General features: G+C 59.0%; 20 protein-coding genes. 16 read left to right on the forward strand and 4 right to left on the reverse strand.

Translation table 11 applies throughout. The features are described 5' to 3' along the window. Positions 1-1002 carry an NADP-dependent oxidoreductase gene (locus tag AC0V6L_RS04850; RefSeq protein ID WP_486153245.1) on the forward strand — a complete coding sequence of 334 codons (1002 nt, stop codon included), beginning with the start codon at positions 1-3 and terminating at the stop codon, positions 1000-1002. Next, a complete protein-coding gene (locus AC0V6L_RS04855) occupies positions 999-1550 on the forward strand; it encodes a nuclear transport factor 2 family protein (protein WP_486153246.1) in 552 nt (183 codons plus the stop codon). Before AC0V6L_RS04850 ends, AC0V6L_RS04855 begins: the two co-directional genes overlap by 4 nt. Positions 1551-1562: 12 nt before the next feature. Here the strand turns inward: AC0V6L_RS04855 and AC0V6L_RS04860 are convergent, their stop codons facing one another. After that, complete coding sequence (locus tag AC0V6L_RS04860) at positions 1563-1976, reverse strand: PaaI family thioesterase (protein ID WP_486153247.1); 414 nt, start codon at positions 1974-1976, stop codon at positions 1563-1565. A gap of 88 nt (positions 1977-2064) precedes the next feature. Between AC0V6L_RS04860 and AC0V6L_RS04865 the strand changes: the two genes are divergently transcribed. After that, the gene (locus AC0V6L_RS04865) at positions 2065-3666 is read left to right on the forward strand and encodes a fatty acid--CoA ligase (RefSeq protein WP_486153248.1); all 1602 of its coding nucleotides are present in this window, start codon (positions 2065-2067) and stop codon (positions 3664-3666) included. Between the two features lie 20 nt (positions 3667-3686). Here AC0V6L_RS04865 and AC0V6L_RS04870 read toward each other — a convergent pair whose 3' ends face one another. Further along, the gene (locus tag AC0V6L_RS04870) at positions 3687-5321 is read right to left on the reverse strand and encodes an FAD-dependent oxidoreductase (protein WP_486153249.1); all 1635 of its coding nucleotides are present in this window, start codon (positions 5319-5321) and stop codon (positions 3687-3689) included. 87 nt (positions 5322-5408) lie between these two features. Between AC0V6L_RS04870 and AC0V6L_RS04875 the strand changes: the two genes are divergently transcribed. Beyond that, positions 5409-6197 (forward strand): SDR family NAD(P)-dependent oxidoreductase, encoded by a 789-nt coding sequence (locus tag AC0V6L_RS04875; protein WP_486153250.1) that lies wholly within the window; start codon positions 5409-5411, stop codon positions 6195-6197. A gap of 82 nt (positions 6198-6279) precedes the next feature. Further along, positions 6280-6639, forward strand: coding sequence for a hypothetical protein (locus AC0V6L_RS04880; RefSeq protein WP_486153251.1), 360 nt, complete (start codon positions 6280-6282; stop codon positions 6637-6639). Here the strand turns inward: AC0V6L_RS04880 and AC0V6L_RS04885 are convergent. Next, positions 6636-7454, reverse strand: a complete 819-nt coding sequence (locus AC0V6L_RS04885; protein WP_486153252.1) for an SDR family NAD(P)-dependent oxidoreductase — start codon at positions 7452-7454, stop codon at positions 6636-6638. The two genes, AC0V6L_RS04880 and AC0V6L_RS04885, sit on opposite strands and share 4 nt — an antisense overlap. A gap of 161 nt (positions 7455-7615) precedes the next feature. On the opposite strand from AC0V6L_RS04885, the gene AC0V6L_RS04890 reads away from it, so the two are divergent. The 3 genes from AC0V6L_RS04890 to mobA are packed head-to-tail and all read left to right on the forward strand — an operon-like array spanning position 7616 to position 8948. Further along, positions 7616-8032: a nuclear transport factor 2 family protein gene (locus AC0V6L_RS04890; RefSeq protein WP_486153253.1), complete on the forward strand. Its 417-nt coding sequence runs from the start codon at positions 7616-7618 to the stop codon at positions 8030-8032. 14 nt (positions 8033-8046) lie between these two features. Then, the gene (locus AC0V6L_RS04895; protein WP_486148733.1) at positions 8047-8388 is read left to right on the forward strand and encodes a putative quinol monooxygenase; all 342 of its coding nucleotides are present in this window, start codon (positions 8047-8049) and stop codon (positions 8386-8388) included. A gap of 26 nt (positions 8389-8414) precedes the next feature. Then, complete coding sequence (gene mobA / locus AC0V6L_RS04900; RefSeq protein WP_486155046.1) at positions 8415-8948, forward strand: molybdenum cofactor guanylyltransferase; 534 nt, start codon at positions 8415-8417, stop codon at positions 8946-8948. Between the two features lie 14 nt (positions 8949-8962). Here mobA and AC0V6L_RS04905 read toward each other — a convergent pair whose 3' ends face one another. After that, on the reverse strand, positions 8963-9964 hold the full coding sequence (locus tag AC0V6L_RS04905; RefSeq protein ID WP_486153254.1) for an NADP-dependent oxidoreductase: 1002 nt from the start codon (positions 9962-9964) through the stop codon (positions 8963-8965). Positions 9965-10086: 122 nt separating this feature from the next. On the opposite strand from AC0V6L_RS04905, the gene AC0V6L_RS04910 reads away from it, so the two are divergent. From AC0V6L_RS04910 to AC0V6L_RS04945, 8 genes are all read left to right on the forward strand, one after another. Further along, positions 10087-12225, forward strand: coding sequence for a molybdopterin-containing oxidoreductase family protein (locus tag AC0V6L_RS04910; RefSeq protein WP_486153255.1), 2139 nt, complete (start codon positions 10087-10089; stop codon positions 12223-12225). 28 nt (positions 12226-12253) lie between these two features. Then, entirely contained in the window at positions 12254-13267 is a 1014-nt protein-coding gene (locus tag AC0V6L_RS04915; protein WP_486153256.1) for an NADP-dependent oxidoreductase, read from the forward strand. After that, a complete protein-coding gene (locus AC0V6L_RS04920) occupies positions 13264-14040 on the forward strand; it encodes a ThuA domain-containing protein (protein WP_486153257.1) in 777 nt (258 codons plus the stop codon). Before AC0V6L_RS04915 ends, AC0V6L_RS04920 begins: the two co-directional genes overlap by 4 nt. After that, positions 14037-14417 carry a limonene-1,2-epoxide hydrolase family protein gene (locus AC0V6L_RS04925; RefSeq protein WP_486153258.1) on the forward strand — a complete coding sequence of 127 codons (381 nt, stop codon included), beginning with the start codon at positions 14037-14039 and terminating at the stop codon, positions 14415-14417. Before AC0V6L_RS04920 ends, AC0V6L_RS04925 begins: the two co-directional genes overlap by 4 nt. Positions 14418-14506: 89 nt before the next feature. After that, on the forward strand, positions 14507-15781 hold the full coding sequence (locus AC0V6L_RS04930) for a cytochrome P450 (RefSeq protein ID WP_486153259.1): 1275 nt from the start codon (positions 14507-14509) through the stop codon (positions 15779-15781). 4 nt (positions 15782-15785) lie between these two features. Then, positions 15786-16868, forward strand: coding sequence for an acyl-CoA dehydrogenase family protein (locus AC0V6L_RS04935; RefSeq protein ID WP_486153260.1), 1083 nt, complete (start codon positions 15786-15788; stop codon positions 16866-16868). Between the two features lie 14 nt (positions 16869-16882). Next, on the forward strand, positions 16883-17308 hold the full coding sequence (locus AC0V6L_RS04940; protein ID WP_486153261.1) for a Zn-ribbon domain-containing OB-fold protein: 426 nt from the start codon (positions 16883-16885) through the stop codon (positions 17306-17308). Further along, complete coding sequence (locus AC0V6L_RS04945) at positions 17305-18477, forward strand: thiolase family protein (protein ID WP_486153262.1); 1173 nt, start codon at positions 17305-17307, stop codon at positions 18475-18477. The genes AC0V6L_RS04940 and AC0V6L_RS04945 overlap by 4 nt, the downstream gene beginning before the upstream one ends. Position 18478: the final 1 nt, after the last annotated feature.

The raw sequence follows: 18478 nt of genomic DNA on the forward strand, positions 1-18478 counted from the left end.
ATGCAAAACACGTTCTGGCGCATAGAGCGCCGCCCCCATGGCACCGACTTTGCCAATGCCCTTGCATTGGTGGATGCGCCTTTGCCCGCTTTGGCCGATGGCGAGATCCGCATCCGCAATGCGGTGCTGTCGATGGATGCCGGTACGCGGCTGTGGCTGACGGACAGGGAAGACGGCTATCAGCCGCCATTGCCCGTGGGCGCGCCGATGACGGGTCTGGTCGTGGGCGAAGTGATCGAAAGCCGCGCTGATGGGTTTGCGCCGGGCGATCTGGTGCGTGCCTTTGGCGTGTGGGGCCGTATCAGCCAAGTGGATGCGGCGGCCAGCGGGGCTATCACGCTCGACCCAGCTGTTGCGGACAAGCGCGCATGGTTCGGGCCGCTGGGTATGAATGGGTGGACTGCGCTCTGGGGCATTGCCGAGACAGGCCAGGCCAAAGCGGGCGAGCGCGTGCTGGTATCTGCCGCAGCGGGCGCAACCGGCATTCTGGCGGTGCAGGTGGCAAAGCTGATGGGATGCGAAGTGTGGGGCATTGCAGGCGGCGCGCAAAAATGCGCGTTCCTCACTCAGGAAATGGGCTGCGCGGGGGCTATCGATTACAAGGCTGGCAATATTGGCGCGCAATTGGATGAGGCAGGCGGATTTGATGTCTATTTTGACAATGTCGGCGGCCCGGCCCTTGATGAAGTCCTCACCCGCATGAACCATTATGGCCGCATCGCGGTGTGCGGATTGCTGTCCGATTATGCCAGCGGATCGCGCACTGCGCCTGCCGAATTCGATCAGGTGTTGATGCGCCGTTTGCGCGTCGAAGGGTTCTTCAGCCCCGACTTTATGGATCAGGGCGAGCGGCTGACCGCGCAGCTTAAAGGGTGGCTTGATGCAGGACAATTGACCATGCCCTATGATGTGACACGCGGCCTTGAAAACACACTTACCGCCTATGCCAAGCTGTTTACCGGCGGAAATATCGGGAAAGTTATCGTGGAGCTTAACCAATGACCAACAGTCTTGAAGACCGCGAAGCTATTCGCGATGTGCTTGCCGCTTATGCGCACGCGATTGACCGGCGGCGCTGGGGCATGATGGAGCGATTGTTCCACGATGATGCGATGTTCCGCTTTGGCGAGATTGAAGGCGATTGGCGTGAGTTTGTGAGCCAGGCGCGCGCGCTGATTGATCCGTGCCTGGCAACCCAGCATCAGCTTGGCCAGACCATGTTCGCGTTTGAAAGCGGCACTGTATGCCACACCGAAACCTATATGACCGCGATGCACACCGTGCCCGCAGGATTTCCCATGCCTGATGTGTTCCCCGACAAGGGGGTGATCTATTCCGCCGTGGTTGCGGGCCGTTATGTTGACCGGTTCGAAAAACGGGGCACTGGCACAGGCGCTGAGTGGCGGATCGCGCGGCGCACAGGCCTGTATGACTGGCGCGAGTTTCGCGAGGTTGAAGGCACCGATCTGTCCGACACACCGCAAGGCGCAAGCGGGTATCACGACGAACGCGATCCATCGACGCAGGCGGCCGCGCCGTGGATGGGATAAGGCGCGGATCAATCAGCGCTTGATTGCAAAAACGCCTGAGATAGTGGCGATCACTTCATCTGCGCGCATAACCGCGCCGCTGGTATAGGCCAGCCGCCCGCCCAGCCTGTCAATCCTGACATCGCCGATCAGCCAATCACCCCGTCTTGCCCCGCCCAGATAATTCACATTCAGCGTGACCGTAGACGGCATCAATCGGGGGCGCTGCGCGTCATAAACTGCATAACTCAAAGCAACATCGGCCATGGTCGCAATCACTCCGCCATGGGCATTGTCTGCAAAATTGATGTGATGCGCGGCGATCCGCAGGCCCACCAGACTGGGCGCATCATCGCGCGGCATCAGGAAATACGGCCCGCCATGATCCAGAAATCCGGGAGAGAACCGGGCCGGGCTAAAGCCTTCGGGGATGTCTGCTTCGCGCATATCCGGGTCTTAGACTAAGCGCGTGCAATCGCGCGGCTATGAATAGTGCCAATCCACCCCGCCCGCTTGTGCGCGTAGCTTTGCCCCTATGACACAGCAAAGCGCCCCGCAGCCCGCCTCCTTTTGTGAGATCGTCGCCAATCATGCCCGGATGACGCCCGATATACCCGCTTTCACCTTTGGCGAGGAGACGCTGACATTTGCGCAGCTGGATGAAGGGGCCAACAAAGTGGCTCACGCGCTCACCGCGCTTGGCGTGGCCAAGGGTGACCGGGTCTCTTATCTGGGCAAGAACCATCCGCTTTATTTCGAAGCTTTGCTGGGCGCTGCCAAAATCGGTGCAGTGATGACGCCGGTGAACTGGCGGCTCGCCCCGCCTGAAATTGCCTATATCCTTGGCAATGCGGGATCGCGCGTGGTGTTTGTGGGCGAAGGTTTTGCCGAAATGCTCAGCAAGGCAAGCGGTGATACGGGCGCGGCGGAACACATTATCGGGATCGATGCGCCCGATTGCGATGGAGCCGATTACCGCAGCTGGCGCGATGCGGCCCCGCCCGTAGCGCCCGCAGCGCCCGGCACCGCGATCACCGCGCATGATGACGCGCTGCAGCTTTACACATCGGGCACCACAGGCAGGCCCAAAGGCGCGGTGATGACGCATGGATCACTGCTGCAAAGCCTTGATCCGGCAAGCCACGGCGACAATATCCGCGACTGGCAAAAACGCAGCGAAGGCGATGTTGCGCTGCTGGCTATGCCGTGTTTCCACATCAGCGGATCGGGCAATGGTCTCACCACGATGATCGCGGGCACAACTTCGATTGTGCTGCCCGAATATGATCCGACCAAAGCGCTGGAGCTGATTGAGCACTACAACATATCCAAGATATTTCTGGTGCCCGCAGCGATCCAGATCCTGCTCAACCACCCGCGCGTTCGCGAAGTGGATTTCAGCGACCTTACTCACATCACTTACGGCGCATCGCCCATCCCGCTCGAACTCATGCGTGAGGCGATGGATGTCATCGGCTGCGGGTTTATCCAGATGTACGGGATGACAGAAACCAGCGGCACAATTGTCGCGCTGGACCCCGAAGACCACGTGCCCGAAGGGTCTCCCAAAATGCGCAGCGTGGGCAAGCCTTTGGCAGGAGTTGAGCTGAAGATTATCGATGCAGCAGGCAATCTGGTCCCGGCAGGCGAAGTGGGCGAGATAGCGACGCGGTCCAGCCGCAATATGAGCCGGTATTGGAACCTGCCCGAAGCGACCGCTGAAACCATCGATGCCGATGGCTGGCTGCGCACAGGTGATGCCGGGTACCTCGATGAGGACGGTTATCTCTATATCCATGACCGGGTGAAAGACATGATCATATCGGGCGGCGAAAACGTCTATCCCGCCGAGGTTGAAAACGCGCTTTATTCGCACGCAGCGGTTGCTGATGTCGCGGTGATCGGTGTGCCGGATGAAAAATGGGGCGAAGCGGTCAAGGCCTGCGTGGTGATGAAACCGGGCCAGACATTAAGCGAAGCGGAGCTTATCGCTCATGCCCGCCAGCATATTGCGGGATATAAATGCCCCAAATCGGTGGACTTCATCGATGCTTTGCCGCGCAATCCCTCGGGCAAAATCCTGCGCCGCGAACTGCGCGCGCCCTATTGGGAGGGTAAAGCGCGGGCGGTGAATTAACCGGCGGCTTGGACAGATAGCTAGATATTCGCCCGCGCCGCCGTTCTGCCTGCGATATAGCCAAAGGTGAGCGCGGGCCCCAATGTACCGCCTGCGCCTGCGTAAATGCCGCCTGTGGGGCAGGCGATGGCATTGCCGGCGCCGTAAAGGCCGGGGATCGGCCGCCCATCATGGTCCAGAATGCGCGCCTGCCCATCGGTGCGCGCCCCGCCATTGGTGCCCAGCATGCCCATATGGACAGGCACAGCATAAAACGGAGCCTGATCGAGCGGCCCCAAAGTTACCGCTGTGCCTTTGCGTGTGCGGTCGCCATAGAAATGATCATAAGCGGACGTGCCGCGGGCAAAGTCGGGATCGCGGCCCGCGCGCGCATGGGTGTTGAACCGCGCAATTGCGGCCTCAAGCGCATCTTTGTCCACCGCCATCGCGCCTGCCAATTCGGCCACGCTGCCCCCTCGCAGCACGTGATCTGGCAGAGGCTGCCCCGGCATTCTGGTGCCCAGCGGATAGCGCGCTTCAAATTGGGCATCGAACACCAGCCAGGCGGGCTGATTGGGATAGGAATAGGTCTGCGGATCAAAAGCGTGAAACGCGCCGGCAAGCGCTGAATAATTCGCCGCCTCGTTGCAGAACCGTTCGCCTTTGCCATTGACCATGATCGAATGGGGCACGGTTCGCTCGATCAACATCGGAGCAGCGCGCTTCTCCCCGCCTGCCCATGGCGCATCAGGCATATCGAGCGTGGGGGACCACCATGCGCTGGTCATATTGCCAAGCTGTGCCCCCGCCTGCATCGCCAGCCGCAATCCATCACCGCGCGCTGTGGGCGGGGATGCGGGCGCAGGCGCTGGGCCGCGCAGGAATGTCTGGCGCATCTGCGCATCCCATTCAAACCCGCCTGTCGTAATGATAACACCGGAGCGCGCGGTAAGCTCAAACGGTGCGCCCCCGCGCTGCCCGGCAATGCCGATCACGCGCCCGCCCGTCTGGATCAACCGCTCCGTTTCAATTCCCAGCAGCGGCTCAATCCCGCGTTGGAGGCACGCCTTAAGCAATCGCCCGATCATCGCCTGGCCAAATCCGCGTTCATTCGCCGCCATGCGCCGCTGCAATTCTTCGGGCACCACAATTCCGCTGCCTCCGCCCAAAGGGGTTTCGCGCAGCATCATCGGCTTTGCTTCTTCAATCGCGGTGATGCGGCCCGCCCAATCGCCCAGTTCATCGAGAGAAAACAGATCGTGATCGAGCGCGCGTCCGCCTTCGGGCTTGGCACCGGGACGATCGAGATAATAGTCGGGATAGCCGTCCAGCAGCGCAGTTTTGAGCGCGCCAGTGTCTTCCAGAAAGCCAAGCGCTTCTGGCCCCATATCGACAAAGGCCTCCAGCGTTTCATCGACCAGATCGCCGTGATCCAGCGCTTTGAAATAAGCGAGCGCTTCGTCCCGGCTGTCTTTCATTCCCGCTGCGCGCTGGCGCGGATTGTCAGCGACCCAGATCACTCCGCCTGAAACCGCGCCCGTGCCGCCGATGCGGTCAAACCGTTCGATTATCACGGCACTCGCGCCTGCTTCATGCGCGGCCAATGCCGCTGTCATTCCCGCAGGGCCGCAGCCCAGAACGATAATATCCGGTTTGTCCATTGTTCCATCATCCATCTGGGAGCTCGCTGGGCAATTGCTTAAATTAGCAAGGTGCACGTTCGCACGCAGACAGCTACACCGTCACTCAGAGGAGAACGCGCCATGAAACTTGAAGGAAAAGTCGCCGCCATCACCGGGGGCACCGCAGGGCTTGGCCGAGGGATCGCGGAAAAATTCATGGCTGAAGGCGCAAAAGTCGCTTTGTTTGCGCGCAACCGCGAAAAAGGCGACCGGGTCATTGAAGAATTGCGCGTTGGCCGTCAGGGCGCAGATCGCGCGATCTTTGTTGCAGGCGATGTGATGCAGCAAAAAGATGTCGAATTTTTCATCGACACCACCATCGATCACTTCGGCACAATCGACATTCTCGTCAACAATGCCGGCGGCGCAGGCGATTTGCAGCCCATGGTGGCGCTGTCGGATGAAGCGTTTGACGAAGCGATGAAATGGAATGTCTATTCCACGTTCTGGGCCACCCGGCGCGCTTTGCCAGAAATGATCCGCAAAGGCGATGGCCGGGTGATCAATATGTCATCAATGGAAGGCAAGCATGGAAAGCCTGTCTTTACCGCATACACCGCTGCCAAACACGCCGTGAACGGGATTACCAAAAGCCTCGCGCGCGAAGTGGGCGAAAACGGGATCACGGTCAATTCGATCTGCCCTGGCCTTGTTGTCACCGATATCATCAAGAATAACGGCCCTGAAACCGCCAAGGCAATGGGAATGGAATTTGATGAGATGATCACGATGTTCGCGCAGGAAGCCGCGATCAAACGCCCCAACACGGTTGAAGAAATTGCGGCAATGGCCTTGCTGCTTGCATCACCCGAAGGGGCAGGGATCACGGGCGCTATGCTCAGCGTGGATGGCGGAACCGCGCAATATTGACAGGGATTGCCCCTAGGCTGCTTTTGCCCAATCTTTAGACCGCGCCGCTTAAGCGGTACCGATAAATAACCGGGCCGCAGACATGTATTCCATAACAACCAACAGGGCGAAAAGCCGGGTCACTCTCGCCTTTTCGGGGCCAATGCAACAAGACCCAGCCCAGCTGTTTGAAGAGCTGACACATGCGGTAAACCGGATGCGCAATGCAGACGGCGAATGGGATGCGCTGGTCGATTTTTCCCAAACATCCGTAATGCCGCAGGACCGGGCGCAGAACACGGCCAACATCTATGCATGGGGCATTGCCAATGGCCTGCGCAGAGTCGCTTTCGTTTTGAACTCCGCCATACTGCGTATGCAAGTGGCGCGAGTAACCGAAAGGGGCGACAATACGGGGCAATTTGACAGTGTTCAGGACGCAGCGGCCTGGCTCGATACTTAATCGTCTTGCGGCTGAGCCTTTGCCATGGCGGCCCCCACGGCGGCCTCAATATCCTTTGCCTGCGGATTGCCTCTTATGGTCACCCCGCCATTGGGCTGGATGTTCTGGCCGGTCACAAATGCCGCATCGGATGAAAGCCACAAACACGCCTCTGCCACATCCTGCGATGTGTTAAGCCGCCCCAGCGGATAACGCGGCAAAAACGCATCGACAATGCCGGGCGTTGCGAACGCGCCCTGGGTCATCGGGCTTTCGGTGAAAGCGGGGGAGACGCTGTTTGCTTTGATCCCCAAATGGCCAAAATCATTGGCGACGCATTCAATCATCGCCTCGCCCGCACGTTTGGAGCCGATATAGAGCGCATGGTTATTAATCAGCGCCTTGGTCGTCGCCGATGACAGCGAAATGATCGAGCCGCCTGTGGGCGCCTGCTCTGACATGGTTTTGACAAACGCTTGCAGAAAATGGTGCACGCCTTTGAATTGCAAGTCTGCGATCATATCGACCTGTTCCTGCGTTGTTTCCAGCAAGCCTGCCAGCAGCCCAACGCCCACGCAATTCACGGCGGCATCGACGCGGCCAAATTCATCGCGGGCCTTGTCCGCCATGGCGTGAACCTGCGCGTGATCGGTGATGTCGCACAGGGCATATGCGCCGCCAATTTCGCTGGCGAGCGCTGCCAAAGGTTCTTCCTTGCGCCCGGCGACCATCACTTTCGCGCCTTCGCCGGCAAACAGCCGCGCGATCACTTGCCCCATATTGCCAGGCGTTGCAGCGCCCAGAATTACCGCGGTCTTGCCATCCAGTTGGCCCATTGATCCTCTCCTGTGTTACCTTGCCGCTTATCATGGCGCGCCGCCTTTGCCCCCTTGCCAAAAATGGGCATTGCCCGCAGCACCGGACGCGCGGATAGCTTGGCCCGCCACAATAAAAGACGGCATAATAAAGAACGGCACAATCAAGAGAGGCAGGCCGCATGTTTTCAGGACCGATTGAAGATCGCCTTGCGATCCGCGAATTGAGCGACATTTATGGCGACGGCGTGGTGCGGATGGATGCCGAGACATGGGGCTCTGTCTGGGCTGAGGATGCGACATGGGATTTCATGGGTCAGCTGATAGAGGGGCGCGAGGCAATCGTCGCGCTGTGGAACGGCGCGATGAGCCAGTTTGACGCGGTCAGTTTCTGCGGAGTGCCCGCTTCGATTGAAGTGGATGGCAACACCGCCAATGCGCGCATTCAGACACAAGAAATTCTAAAAGGCAAAGACGGATCCACCCGGCATATTGGCGGGCTCTACACAGATCGCCTCGCTAAAGTGGACGGGCAGTGGCACTTCACTCACCGCGCCTTTGCCATCATCGCAGAATTTCAACCCGCAGACGCGGCATAAAGGGGCGCAGGATTATGGCCAAAATCGTTATTTCCGCGCAGATTGATTTGCCCGCCGACAAGCGCGATGAAGCTTTGAGAACCGCGCAGCCCTTTATTGATGGCGCGCTGTCGCAGGATGGCTGCATTCACTACGATTGGAGCGCGGATCTCAATAACCCGAAACGCGTCAATGTGTTTGAAGAATGGGTCAGCGAAGAAGCGCTCGCCAGCCATTTTGCAGATAAGCATTATGCGGGAATGCTGGGCCATCTGGGCGGCTTTGGAATCGAAAACGCCGTCAGCCGCAAATACCGCGTCGATGCCGAAGGCGAAGTGTACGGCCCCGATGGCAAACCAACCGAGCAATTTGTCTGAGCAGCAGCGGTCTAATTCTCGGGGCCATTCTTGCAGGGGGCCAAGCTCGCCGGTTTGGCAGCGACAAGGCGCATGCCCGCTACAATGGTATTCGCCTGATTGACGCGGTCGCCGATGCGCTGGGCGCGCAGACCACCGCCTTGATCGTGTGCGGCCGTGATGAGCCGGGCTATGGCTGCGTCCCGGACAAGCCCGAGGCGGGGTTTGGCCCTCTTGGCGGGCTGTATGGGGCGCTTTGCTTTGCCGAGGAAAAGGGGTTCGCGCATGTCCTTTCAGCAGGGGTGGATGTGCCAAACCTTCCGGCCGATCTTGCGCTGCAATTGGCCGGCGGTGGCAATGACGTTGGCGGCGGCGTTGGCGGTGGCGTCGGCGCTGCGATTGTCGATACGCAGCCGGTTGCCGGGCTGTGGCCTGTGACCGTGACAGCGGATTTGGCCGAGTTTATCGAACAGGGCGGGCGCGCGCTTTATGGCTTTGCCGATAAGATCGGCGCGCGCCGCGTCGCCGTCCAGCCGCCGCTGATGAATGTGAACCGGCCCGGTGATTTACCGCCCCTCTGAAGGGCACACAGGAACTACAGCTTGAGCAATTGTTTGCCCCGGTTCTTGCCCGAAAACAGCCTTTGCAACGTGTCTGGCGCGTTTTCAAAACCGGATTGCACGTCTTCCTGATAGGTCAGCCGCCCGTCCTCGATAAACCCTTCGAGCCGTTTGCGGATGCCGGGAAATTCGCTCATCCAGTCGATCACGATAAAGCCCGCCATGCTGGCCCGGCGGAACACGAGGTTAAAGTAATTTTCCGGCCCTGCTGGCAGGCTGCCTGTTTCATACCGGCTGATCCCGCCGCAGATTACCACGCGCGCGCCGGTTGCAATCTGGCTGAGCATATCGTTGAGGATCGAGCCGCCGACATTGTCGAAAATCACATCAACGCCGCGCGGGCAATGCTGCTTGATCTGGTCTTTGACCCCGCCCGCTTTGTAATCAATCGCCGCGTCATAGCCTGCCTTATCGACCAGCCATTGGCATTTTTCAGGCCCGCCCGCGATGCCGACCACGCGGCACCCTGCAATCTTGGCAAGCTGACCGACAATTGATCCGGTTGCGCCCGCCGCACCGGATACCAGCACGGTATCGCCCGCCACTGGCTTGCCCACTTTGAACAGGCCGCAATAGGCCGTCATCCCGGTCGTCCCCAGCACGGACAGGACGGCAGTCGGCGATAAGGCGGTTTCCACCTTGGTCAGCCCCTCGCCATCATGGATGAGATGCTCTGCCCAGCCCGTGCTGCCAAAGACGATATCGCCCACGGCAAATTTGCCGCCATTGCTTTGGGTCACTTCGCAAATGCCGCTGCCGCGCATCACATCGCCAATATTCATCGGCGCAACGTAATCCGCGATGTTTTCCATCCACCCTTTTTGCGCCGGATCAAAGCCCAGATATTGCGTTTTCAAAAGCATCTCGCCTTCGCCGGGTGCAGGCAGATCGGTTTCCACCAGCTTGAAATCATCAGGCGCAATGCCTCTCCCACGCGGGTGTCCGTTCAAAAGCCATTGCCGGGTTGTGGTTGTCATCGCAGGTTCTCCTTTGCCCAGCGTAATGCAGCCGCGAACTCGCCCTTCCCACGGGCAAAAGTGTCAGTCGAAGCGCTGGGTGCTTGTGGTAATCTCTTGCGGGGATTGAGGAGAGCACTGTCATGGGTATTGAGACCAAACGCACATTCTGCCGGTTCTGCCACGCGAATTGCGCGATGGAAGTCGATGTTGAGAATGGAAAAGTGCTGGAAGTGCGCGGCGATCCGGCTGATCCGGCCTTTGGCGGATACACCTGCATGAAAGGGCGCGAACTGCCCGATTCGCACAATGCATCCCACCGGCTGACCTCTTCATTGGTGCGCGATGATGCGGGCGAATTTCAGAAAATACCCATGCCCGCAGCGCTCGCGCATGTGGGCGATGAGATTAAGCGCATTATCGCTGAATACGGCCCCAATTCGGTTGCCGTGTTTATGGGATCGGGCGGCTATCAGAACTCGTCCGCCATGGCGGCATCGCTGAGTTTTGCGCAGGCCATCGGGACGCGCAATTTCTATACGTCAGTCACGCTCGATCAGCCGGCCAAAGTGTTCACCACCGCGCGTTATGGCAAATGGGCAGGCGGGATGAACACGTTCAGCGAAAGCGATGTGTCGCTGCTGATCGGTAACAATCCTGTTGTCTCGCACTATTCCCCGCCGGGCGGAGTGCCGCCGTTTAGCCCATCGCGCCGCATCCGCGATGCGAAAGAGCGCGGCATGAAAGTCATCGTCGCAGACCCGCGCGAAAGCGATGTGGCGCGGCTGGCTGACATCTATCTGCCTGTGAAACCCGGCGAAGATCCGGCGCTGCTTGCCGGCATGCTCAATGTGATCATCGAAGAAGGTCTTTATGATCGCAATTTCGTCGCCGCCCATGTCGATGGTTTTGATGAACTGGTCAAAGCGGTCAAACCCTTCACTCCCGAAATCGCCGCAGAACGGGCGGGTGTGGACGGCGATCAATTGATTGCCGCAGCCCGCATGTTTGCAGGCGGATCAAAAGGGTGCGCTGTTACCGGCACGGGCCCTGAAATGGCAGGCAATGGGACGCTGACCGAATATCTCGTTACGTGCCTCAACACAGTGTGCGCCCGGTTCAAGCAGGAAGGCGAGAAAGCCGCGATCCCCGGTGTCTTTACCAATATCAATCCCGAACGCCGCGCGCAGGTCGCGCCGCCCGTCCCGATGTTTGGCGCAGAAGGCATGGCACAATCGCGCTTTCGCGGGCTGGGACAATTGGGTTTTGAAATGCCGTGCAATGTGCTCGCCGATGAAATCCTGACCCCCGGCGATGGGCAAGTGCGCGCGCTGATATCGGTGGGCGGCAATCCGGTTGTGGGCTTTCCCAATCAGCAAAAGATGGTCCGCGCGCTCGATGATCTGGAATTGTTCGTGCAAATCGACCCGTGGATGAGCGCAAGCGCAAAACGCGCCACTGTCGTGCTTGCCCCGTCGCAATGCCTTGAACGCGAAGACATCACCAATCTATCCGAATGGTGGCACGAAGAAGCCTATGCCCGCTACACTGAGGCCATGGTGCCTGCGCCCGGCGATGTGATTGATGAATACGAAATGTTCTGGACACTCGCCAAACATCTGGGCGTGACGATGCAATTGGCAGGCGGGAGCGTGCCGATGGATGAAAAGCCATCGAAGGAAACCTTTCTTGATCTGATGACAGCAGGGTGTCTTGTACCGCCCAGCACCGTGCGCAAGGACGCGCGGGCCGCAGACGGTGCGGCGGTGGTGTATGAAGACGCGCATCCCGTGGTTGCTCCGGTGGAGGAAAGCGAATTTCACCGTTTTGACCTGGCCGCAGGCGCGATGCCCGATAGCCTGACGGCTTACATTGCTGATCCGCTGAGCAGGGATGGGTTTGATTTCAAACTGATCAGCCGGCGGTCCAAGACCCGGTTCAATTCCATTGGTCATCCGCTCGAAAAACTGCGCGCGAAAACCACCACCAATCCCGCTTACATCCACCCCGATGATATCGCGGCGCTTGGTTTACAAGAGGACGCGATTGTCGAGATTACATCGCCCCATGCGACCATTCACGGGGTTGTGAAACCCAGCGATAAAGTGCGCCGGGGCCTTGTTTCGATGGCGCATGCTTATGGCGATGCGGATGCATCAAAAGATGATGTGCGGGAACGCGGTTCCTCGACCAACCGCCTGACCAGCGATGAGACAGACTACGATCCGATCACCGGTCAAGCGCTTCAAAGCGCGATCCCGGTCAAACTCGTCGCCGCGTAAAACTGCGAAGGTAGCTTAAGGAAATTTCATGCCAGACAATCGCCGCTTTCTGTTGCAACGCCGCCCCGATGGGGAACCTGTGCCCGATGATTTTGAGCTGGTGGTGCAGCCGGCGCCGGAGCTTTCCGATGGGCAATTTCTGGTGCGCAATCATTATGCCTCGCTTGATCCGGCCATGCGCGGGTGGATGGATGCGGGCGGCAATTACATGCCGCCTGTTCCCCTTGGCAGCCCCATGCGCGCCAGCACAATCGGCGTTGTCGAGGAAAGCAAGGCAGATGGTTTTGAACCTGGCCAATGGGTCATGGGGCTGAATGCGCTTGAAGATTATTCGGTCAACGAAGCGGGCGGATTTACTCAGCCGATCGACCCTTCGCTGGTGCCCGAGATCACCAATTACCTGTCAATCTTTGGCGCGGTCGGGATGACGGCCTATTTCGGCTTTCTCGAAGTGTGCAAACCCAAGGAAGGCGAAACCGTTCTGGTCACTGGCGCTGCGGGCGCGGTTGGCAGCCTTGTGGGGCAGCTTGCGAAAATCCATAGATGCCGCGCGGTGGGCATTGCAGGCGGGCCGGAAAAATGCGCCAAGCTAACGGGCAAATACGGGTTTGATGCGGCGATTGACTATAAGGGCAAGGATGAGGCAGCGCTGACCAAAGCCATTGGCGAGGCGTGCCCGGACGGCGTCGATGTGATTTTCGAAAATGTCGGCGGGGCGATCCTTGATGCAGGGCTGATGAACCTTAACCTATACGCCCGCGTCGGGCTGTGCGGGCTTATCAGCGAATACAACACCGATGCGGTGGGCGCGCGCAATCTGTGGAATCTCATCGTCACCCGGTCTTCCATTCAAGGATTGCTTGTCATGGACTATGTCGAGCGTTTCGGCGAAGGCGCGGCCAAAATGGGCGAATGGGCCGCAGCGGGCAAGCTCACCAGCGAAGAGCACATCGACGAGGGTCTTGAAGGAGCATATGACAGCTTCATGCGCTTGTTCGCAGGCTCGAACCAGGGCAAAATGATCCTCAAGATCGCGCCATGAAACGGCTGCTCGTCCTGTCCGGCGGGCATCCTTACGAGGCCGAACCCTTTGGCGAGTTGATCCACTCGCTGGGTGATTGGGACGTGACGCACCTCATCCACCCGGAGGCGGAAGATGAGGTCGCCGAAGGGGCCGCCGATGAGGCGGATGCGCTGCTCTTTTACGATATGGGTGGGTACACTTTCGCTGATGGAGCGGTAGTCTCGCGCGCCCCTTCGCAGGAATTTCGCAAAGCCATCACCCGCCGATTTGCGCACGGCAAAGGCGCGGTCGCCATGCACCATGCGATTGCCGGATGGTCCGAATGGCCACGGTGGCGTGAATGGCTGGGCGGGCGCTTTTTCTATCAGCCGGGCGAATGGCGCGGGTCGCCCGTTCCCGATTCCGGATACCGGCACGATGTCGATTACACCGCCAAGATCGAATGCGATCACCCGATCACAGCGGGCATGCCGCATGAGTTTCCCGTTTGCGATGAGCTGTACCTTTGCCCCATTGATGAAGGTGCCGTCACGCCCATAATCCGCGCGCAAGGTTTCGAATTCACCCGTGACAATTTCTATTCCGCGGCGCGCGCTGTTGCTGGCGAAATGTTTAGCCGCGATGGCTGGGACCATCCGCCCGGCTCTAACCTCATTGGGTGGGAGACCCGCGCTGAGCAAGCACCGCTTATCTATCTGCAATTTGGTGACGGCCCGCAAACCTATGCCAACCCCAATATCCGGCGCATTCTAGCCAATGCCCTTCTATACACTTCAGGAGAAAGCCCATGACACCCACCCAAACCATCGGCGCCTTCATTGCCGCGTGGGACGAATACGATCTGGAGAAGATCTATTCGTTCATGGCCGACGACATAGAATGGACCGATATCCCGCTTTCAACCGTCAATGGCATTGCCGCAGTGCGCGCCAAGATGGACGGATTTCCCGACGTTGAAGCGTGCGGGTTCGACACGCATCATATCGCGGCCAACGGGAATGTTGTGCTGACCGAGCGCACCGATTGGTTCGAAATGAAAGGCCGCAAACGCACGATCCGCGTGATGGGGGTGTTTGAGCTTAATGAGGCTGGAAAGATCGCGAAATGGCGCGATTATTTCGACAGCGCGGAATTTGTTCGCGAATTTGGCGATCTTGCTCCCTCTTAAATCTGAGAGGATGCAATAGCTGCAATCCTAACACATTCGCGCATCGCGCCGCGGCGGCTCCTTTGGCTAGAAACAAGGCTGCAATTGTTATGGGATGGGAGCCCGCCGCGATGAACAAGCCTGAAGCGATCAAGGACACATCAGTCTTTGCGCCCGATACACTGCTTGAACCGTGGGATTATTACACCGCGATCCACGATGCCGGGATTGATATCGAACACATCGCGGAAATGAACACGTTCGTCGTTTACGATTACGATCTGTGCAGCGAGGCGACGGGCAAGCCTGAGATATTCTCAAACGATTTCACCGTCCTGATGGGCCGCGAACAGGATGAGGAAATTCAGGCCATCCTGAAAGAAGGGTGGGACGATGTGCCCACTCTGCTAACCGCCGATCACCCCGTCCACACGCGCAATCGCAAACTGGTCAATCTCGCGTTTTCGATGAAGCGAGTGAACGCCATCGAAGAGGAAATGCGGGCCAAATCGATTGAACTGATCGAAAAGATGGCAGCAAAAGGCGGCGGCGATTTTGTCGCCGACTTCGCCATTCCTTTGCCTGTCCACATGATTGCGGGCCAGATCGGGCTCGATAAGGATATGGAGCAGGTCAAGAAATGGTCTGATGCGGCGGTCGACCGGTTCAGCCAGATGGTCGATCATGAACGCAAGAAAGAATGCGCGCGCAGCCTCGTTGAATATCAGCATTACATGAAAGGCAAGATCGACGAGGCGCGCAAGCATGGCGGCGATGATCTGCTGACCGATCTGGTCGAAGCACGGATCGAAGGGGAAACGCCGCTTACCGATGCCGAGATCATGTCGATCATGCAGCAGTTTATGGTTGCGGGAAATGAGACGACAACGTCCACCCTTGCCGGGTGCATGCTTCAATTGATCCGCAATCCCGATCAGATGGCCAAAGCCAAAGCGGCAGCGGGCGGGCGCGATCCCAAGCTGATTATGAATATGGTCGAGGAAACTTTGCGCTACGAAACGCCCACCTCGGGCATGTGGCGCATCGTTAAGCAGGACACCGAATTGGGCGGGACGAAAATCCCCGCAGGCGCCATTGCTCAATTGCGGTATGCTGCGGCCAACCGCGATCCCAAAAAGTTCGAAAACCCCAATGCCTTTGATGCCGGGCGCAAGAATGCGCGCGCGCATCTCGCCTTTGGCAAGGGGCCGCATATGTGCGTGGGCAATATGCTCAGCCGCAAGGAAATGCTGGTTGCATTTGATGAGCTGTTTGAACGGCTCGATAACTTCGCAATTTCAGATGAGAGCGGGATCGAAGTGCTCCAGAACATCCTTTTGCGCGGCATCATCAAGCTGCCCATCACTTATACGGCAAAGGCATAAAGCTGTGAATTTTGACCTTACCGAAGAACAGGACATGTTCCGCGAAAGCGTGTCGCGGTTTTGTGCGCCTGTGGATGTGGAAGCGCGGCGCAAATTGCGCTTGTCTCCCGCTGGTTATGACCGGGCGCGCTGGCAGCAATTGGCAGACCTTGGCCTGATTGCGCTTGCGGCAGGCGAGGAAGCGGGCGGCATGGGCGGTACGCCTACCGATCTGGCGCTGGTTGCCGAAGCGGTAGGCGCGGCAAATTCCCCCGATCCGTGGCTGGAACTGGGCGTTTTGCCCAGCTTGCTGCTCGATAAAGCAGGCGCGGCAGATGCGCTTGAGGCGGTGCTGTCTGGGGGGCAGATCATCACTCTTGCCTGGGCAGAACGGGCCAAACGGTACTCCATCGATCCTGCGCATATGGTGGCCGAAGGCAGCACAGATGGATTTGTGCTGACGGGGGAGAAAACCTTCGTCATGGGCGCGGTGCTGGCCGATCAATTCCTGGTGACTGCCAAATGCGATGGGCAGGCCGCCTGCTTCCTTGTCCCGCGCGATGCGGGCGGGGTGGAAGTTCGCCCCTATAGGCTGACCGATGGCAGCATTGCAGGCGAGCTAAAATGCACGCGGGCCGCGCCGTCTGCTCGGCTTGACCTTTCGCCGGGCGCGCTGGCGCAGGTCATTGATGCTGCGCGGCTATGTGCGGCAGCCGAAATGGTCGGGCTTGGCCAGCGATTGCTTGATGACACGCTCACTTACGTGAAAGAGCGCGAGCAATTTGGCGTTGCCATTGGAAGTTTTCAGGCGCTCCAGCACCGGCTTGTCGATTGTTATTCGCGGATCGAACAGTCGCGCTCCATGCTTTACCGCGCCGCGATGATGGACCCATCCGATGCGGCAGGATTTGGACGCGCAGCAGCGGGAGCGAAAGCCTTTATCGGCGAACAGGTTGATGCCACCGCGCGCGAAGCTGTGCAGATGCATGGCGGCATGGGCATCACCGATGAACTGGCAATTGGCCATGCGATGAAACGCGTCATGGTGCTGGCCCGCATGTTTGGCGACACCGATACGGTGCTGGCCGAATATGCTGTGGCAGCTTGAGGAGGACGCAGGCGATGGGCGAAAAAATTGATCCCGATCTTTGGAGCGACGATGCCAAGCCGCATCTGATGGGCGGACGGCTGCCATCGGGCGAAATAGTCTTTCCCATGCCGCAGGGCGATGCCGCGAAAGACGTTGAACCTTACAAGCTTTCGCGCACCGGCACTTTGTGGTCGTGGACCACGCAGGGCTTTTTGCCGAAAGAACCGTATGAAGGCCCCGGCTCCGGTCCTGATGAAGGCCCGCCTGATTTTGTGCCCTTCCTGCTCGGCTATGTTGAGCTGCCCGGCGAAGTGATTGTCGAGGCGCGCATTGTCGATGCCGCGCTGGACGATCTGACGCTGGGCATGCCACTCGAATTTTGCATCGTCCCGTTTAACGCCGCCCATGACACTTACGCTTTCCGCCCCGTGGCAAGCGCACAGGAGCAAGCCGCATGAGCCAGAATGTCTATATTGTCGGCGCCGGCATCCACCCATTTGGCCGCACCGAAGAACGATCGGGCCGCGAACAGGGCGTTTATGCTGTTCGCGAGGCATTGGCCGATGCGGGCCTTGATTGGACCGATATGGAATGCGCTTATGGCGGTTCTGCGGCGGCGGGCAATGCCGATATCATGGTCAATGAGCTGGGGCTGACCTCGCTGCCGTTTACCAATGTCGCCAATGGCTGCGCGACAGGCGGCAGCGCATTGGTCGCCGCGCAGCAAGCGATTGCAAGCGGCATGTATGATCTGGCGCTGGCAGTGGGTTTCGACAAACATCCGCGCGGCGCGTTCAATGCAAAGCCATCCGATTACGGCCTGCCTGAATGGTACGGCCAAACGGGCATGATGCTGACGACGCAGTTCTTCGCGCTCAAAATTCAGCGTTACATGCAGCTGCACGGGATCAGCCGGGAAACATTGGGCCGGGTCGCAGTCAAAGCCTTTCAAAATGGCACCAAAGCGCCGCATGCTTGGCGGCGCAGCGAAATTGATCTGGAAACGATCATGAACGCGCCGATGATCAACGACCCGCTCACCAAATTCATGTTCTGCGCCCCTGCCGAAGGCGGCGTTGCGCTGATCCTAGCATCGGAGAAAAAAGCGCGCGAAATGGGCGCGCTGGAGGCAGGCAAATCGGCAAAAATCGCGCATATCGCGGTGCGCACGCGCCCGCCGGACAGTTTCGAAGTGTTTCAGGCTGGCGTATCGGTCAAAGAAGGCGGCAAACCCACCGTGCTCGCGTCGAAAGCCGCTTTCGAAGGCGCAGGCATCGGCCCCGGCGACATCGACGTTGCGCAATTGCAGGACACCGAAAGCGGCGCTGAAATCATGCATATGGCCGAAAACGGCTTTTGCGCCGATGGCGATCAGGAAGAATGGCTGGCCAATGGGTGGTCCAATCTGGATGGCAAATTGCCGATCAACACCGATGGCGGATGTTTGGCATGCGGGGAGCCAATCGGCGCATCGGGCCTTCGACAGGTCTACGAAAATGTCGAACAATTGCGCGGGCGCGGGGGTCAGCGGCAAGTGGCGGGGCGCGATGGGACGGGTCCGAAAACAGGCTATTCCCACGTTTACGGCGCGCCGGGCCTTTCTGCTGTCGCGATATTGGAGCGTTAGA

The sequence above is a fragment of the Erythrobacter sp. JB1-15 genome, assembly GCF_057365035.1.